The sequence below is a fragment of the Lactobacillus nasalidis genome, from assembly GCF_016587775.1.
In the GTDB taxonomy this organism is placed as follows: Bacteria; Bacillota; Bacilli; order Lactobacillales; family Lactobacillaceae; genus Lactobacillus; species Lactobacillus nasalidis.
Map to the genome: position 1 here is coordinate 1 of NZ_BOCG01000217.1, position 697 is coordinate 697.

Genomic DNA, 697 nt, shown 5'->3' on the forward strand with positions numbered 1-697 from the left:
GCGCCTAAGCGTGGCCACCGTTTTTTTGCCTTGCGGCATCAGTCTTTCAAAAATTCTTTTACGGCCGCCAATTGCCGGCTGGCATCCTGGACGCCTACCTGGTAGACGGCCTTCAGACGCCTAGGATCTTTTTCCATGGCGCTGATGTCGATTGCCCGGCTGGGCCGGAAAACAAACAGCTTCCCCGCCGCCTCCTGGTCAGCAATGTAGGCCAGTGAGTCATTGTACTCTTGAAAGCGGCGGTGCAGGCGGTCAACTACTGCCGGGTATTTTCTCAGCGCCCGGTCGACCAGCGGCTGCATCCGGGAAGGCACCTTCTGATAGCCGGCTGGCTGCGTCAGAATGACGACCGCTTTTTCATAGCCTTTTTCCAGCAGGAAGCGGGCCGGGATCGAGTCGCTGATCCCCCCGTCCCAGTAAAAGCGGCCGCCGATTTCAACCGGCCGGGAGAAAAAAGGGATCGAAGCCGAGGCCCTGATCCAGGCCACGTCGTTCCCCTTGCCGGTGGTCAATTTGTGGTAGACCGGCCGGGCCGTTTCAATATCTGTGGCCACGCACCAAAAGTCCATCGGATTTCTGGCAAAAGCCGCCGTGTCAAAGGGGTCCAGAACTTCCGGCAGCTTGCGGTAGCAGAAATCCGCCCCGTACAAGTCCCCCGTCGTCAGCCAGGACCGCCAGCTCTTGAACTGCGGCCGGG

Annotated in this window: 1 protein-coding gene; it reads right to left on the bottom strand. The window is 59.7% G+C overall.

Annotated elements, in window-relative coordinates:
• Window positions 1–38: 38 nt before the first annotated feature.
• Window positions 39–697, bottom strand: a 659-nt coding sequence (locus lacNas_RS03625) for a patatin-like phospholipase family protein (RefSeq protein WP_201346603.1), incomplete at its 5' end; no start/stop codon positions are given.